The sequence below is a fragment of the Streptomyces sp. URMC 126 genome (assembly GCF_051386555.1).
In the GTDB taxonomy this organism is placed as follows: domain Bacteria; phylum Actinomycetota; class Actinomycetes; order Streptomycetales; family Streptomycetaceae; genus Streptomyces.
On record NZ_JBPQTX010001012.1, the window covers coordinates 1 to 260 of the forward strand.

Genomic DNA, 260 nt, shown 5'->3' on the forward strand with positions numbered 1-260 from the left:
CTCCAGCTGCGTCTCGACGGCGGCCCGGACGCCCTCGATGTCGCCCACGTCGGCGCTCTGGACCTTCACCAGCAGTTCGTCGCGGATGACGGTGGGCCGGGCGAGGGCGGCGGCGGTGTACTCGCGCAGTGCGGCGTATCCCGCCTCGGTCAGGGAGAACAGGCGCTTGTTGGGCCGCCGTTCCTTCTGGACGACGCGGGCGGCTACGAGCCCCTCCCGCTCCATGCGCTCGAGTTCGCGGTAGAGCTGCTGGGGGGTGG

The 260-nt window shown here is 71.9% G+C and carries 1 protein-coding gene; it reads right to left on the reverse strand.

Annotated elements, in window-relative coordinates:
* A partial coding sequence (locus ACSNOK_RS34890; RefSeq protein WP_436784717.1) for a PadR family transcriptional regulator occupies positions 1-260 on the reverse strand: 260 nt, incomplete at both ends.